The organism is Kitasatospora sp. NPDC032150 (assembly GCF_055579945.1).
The window spans coordinates 1-2,988 of record NZ_JBVIMH010000095.1; the positions used below are offsets into that span (position 1 = coordinate 1).

Annotated in this window: 1 protein-coding gene and 1 pseudogene; both read left to right on the plus strand. The window is 67.2% G+C overall.

Annotated elements, in window-relative coordinates; genetic code table 11:
* The first annotated feature begins 194 nt into the window (after positions 1-194).
* Positions 195-1,048: pseudogene (locus ACZ5ON_RS35885) on the plus strand (IS5 family transposase).
* Positions 1,045-1,269, plus strand: a complete 225-nt coding sequence (locus ACZ5ON_RS35890; protein WP_465601788.1) for a hypothetical protein — start codon at positions 1,045-1,047, stop codon at positions 1,267-1,269. Before ACZ5ON_RS35885 ends, ACZ5ON_RS35890 begins: the two are co-directional and overlap by 4 nt.
* The last annotated feature ends 1,719 nt before the right edge of the window (positions 1,270-2,988 follow it).

The following is a 2,988-nucleotide window of genomic DNA, read 5'->3' on the forward strand; positions in this document are numbered from 1 at the left end:
GACCGCATCCTCGCCGAACGTCAACCCCCTTTACAGGAAGCCGACTTCGACACAACGGACAAACCGCTCACACCCTCGCAGAACTCCCTCTGAGAGGACGTTAAGTCCGTTTCTGGATGATCTGGTGTCGCCCGTTCGTGTGTACGGAGCTGTTCGGGCTAACGCGTATGTCGTGTGCATGTTGGTGTTGGTGCATGGAACGGATGCCGTACTCAACGGACTTGACCGACGGGCAGTGGGCCTTGATCGAGCCGCTGGTCACCGCCTGGAAGCAGGAGCGGGTGTCGCGCTCGGCGACCGGGGACCCGGGCTCCTGCGACCTGCGCGAGGTCGTGAACGCGCTGCTCTACCAGAACCGGACGGACTGTCAGTGGCGGCTCCTGCCGCATGACCTACCGTCCTGGTCGGCGGTGTTCTACTACTTCACCCTGTGGCGCCAGGACGGCCTTGACCAGCGGATCCAGGAGATCCTGCGCCGCCAGGCGCGGGAGCGGGCCAGACGATTGGAGGACCCGTCCCCGGTGATCATCGACACCCAGTCCGTGCGCGTGGCGGCGGGGGTGCCGAAGGAGACGACGGGACTGGACGCGAACAAGAAGACGCCCGGCAGGAAGCGGGGACTGGCCGTCGACGTGCTGGGCCTGATCATCGGCGTGGTGGTCCTCGCCGCGAGCGTGCACGACAACGAGGCCGGCATCGCCCTGCTGGACCAGGCAGCCGAACGACGCGGGATGCGTCTGGAGAAGGCCCTGGTCGACCAGGGTTCAAGGACGCTGTGACCATCCACGGGGCGGTGAACGACATCACCGTCGAGGTGGTCCGCCGCAACCCCAGCGACGCGGGCAAGGGCTTCGTTCCCCAGCCGAAACGCTGGGTGGTCGAGCAGGTCAACGGCACCCTCATGCTCCACCGGCGCCTCGCCCGCGACTACGACCACCGGCCCGACAACGCCGCCTCCCGCGTCTACCGGGCCTCCACCGCGGTCATGCTCCGCCGTCTCACCACACCCAGCCCCGCCTGCCGCGACGACGTCGAGCTGGCCGCGTGAACGTCACCGAACTCCTGCGGCCGCTACAAGCCGAACACCACGAGACCGCCGCACGAGCCGACGGCTTGCGCGAACAGATCGAGCGCCTGACCACCGAGCCCGTCGACGCCGAGGCCCGCCTGGCCGAGCTCACCACGACCCGCAAGGTCATCAACGGCCTCACCCCACCGACCAGCAACCAGTTCCCTCGGACACGGACACCGTCTACCAACGCATCGTGACCGCCTTCAACGAGCACCCGGGCAGGTCTTCCGAATTCGCGAGCTACACGAACTCCTCGGGCTTCCCACCGACGAGCCCTCGATCAACGTCACCCGCTCCCGCCTGGGACGACTCGTCCGCCAGGAAGTCCTCGACCAACCCGGACGCGGCCGCTATCAAAAACGGACTTAACGCCCTCTGAGCAGTGCCGGGCCGTACATGCTCAGCCACCCGCACAGTGACGCGCCCACAATCGGAGGAATGCCGAAGCAGTGCGCCGAACGGGGATCCAATTGGCTGGTTGCCCAACCAATTCGACCCGAGGATGTCCCCATGCGTCGTGCCCTTGCATCGGTTGCCCTGTGTGCCGCGACTGTTGCTCTCACGGCCGGAAGCGCCGAACTCGCCAACGCGGAGGCTTGGATCTCCCCGCAACAGTGTTTGGACGGGGGCGGGCAGGTTTTCCAGATCGAGCCCGGGCTAGGCAACTGCGTCGGCGGGACGTACGACGGCATCGAGGTGCAAGAGCGAGCCTGAGCCCCCATTCGATTCCACTGTGATCGCATCGCCCCGCCGAACTGTTCGGCGGGGCTTTGGTTCGCGTCCGGCCGGACGGTTACGGTGCGGGCACCCCTTCGATGGCGGCCCGGCTCTGACTCGGCGTCGAGTCAGGCACGTACCGCGGCGGCTGCGGTGTCCCTGAACAACGGCTCGGGGCGGACTTCGGCGAGACGCACCCACACGTACGCGCGGCGGCGGTGGCCGGCGAGCTCGTCCGGCTCCGGCCGCCTGCCCTATCCGCCGGTAGCTCGTCGGCCTCGGCGTCGAGCCGGGCCAGCAGCCGCAGCGCGGCGAGCGGATCGGCCACCGCCGGGCCGGAGGCCCTCGACATATAGGCAGGTCCTGGTTGAGCGGGCTGGAGGACGGCTTGCTACCGCTGCCACCAGTCGCATCCGTACTCGGCCAGCGGTGCGGGCGGAGTGGAGCCGTTCCTCGTCGCTACCACGGGATCCATGGAAGACCACTGCTCGACCTGGTTGAAGCTCTTCCAAGGACCCTGCACCTCGACCAACTTGGCTCTGGAGGTGCCGCTAAGCGCCTCGGCCATCGCGTTGTCGCACGAGTCCGCGACGGAGCCGGCGGACGCCGAGGCCTCGACTCAGGCTGTCAGTGTTGTGATGACTCCTTGAATCCAAGCTGCGAGCCGTGGACGGAGCGGTGGATCAGCCCAGAGCCCTTCGGCGCCACAAGGCCATCTCGACTGCGGCCAGGGGGAGTTCGGTCTGCAAGCGGTGAGTGTCCTGCCGGCCAGCGCTCAGCCAGGAGAACACCGTTCAGGACGAATGCGACGTACACCCTGCCGACGGTCACGCAATTCTCGAGGGCCGTGGTCACGTATTTCCCACGCGGTCGGGATGCCTCGGGAGTGCCGAGCGACGTGCGCTGCCAGGGCCGGGGAGCCCCGGGCCAGGGAAGGAGGGCTTGTGAAGACCGCAGCGGAAGTTCTTGCCGCTCTGCTTCGCGTGGATATCGAGCCCGGCCTGCGTCGGCTTGGCTTCGTAGGCTCTCGTGGGTCGTTCGAGTTGCGTGACCCAGATGTGTGGAGGCTCCTTGGCATCCAGGAGTCGGGTGCCTCCTCACCACTGAGAAGTTTTCATCCTGAAGTTGCAGGTCACGGGGCTGGCGTGGGGCGGGGCTGGGGTGCTCGTGCCGGTCGGGGGCGTGATCGTTAGCAGGTG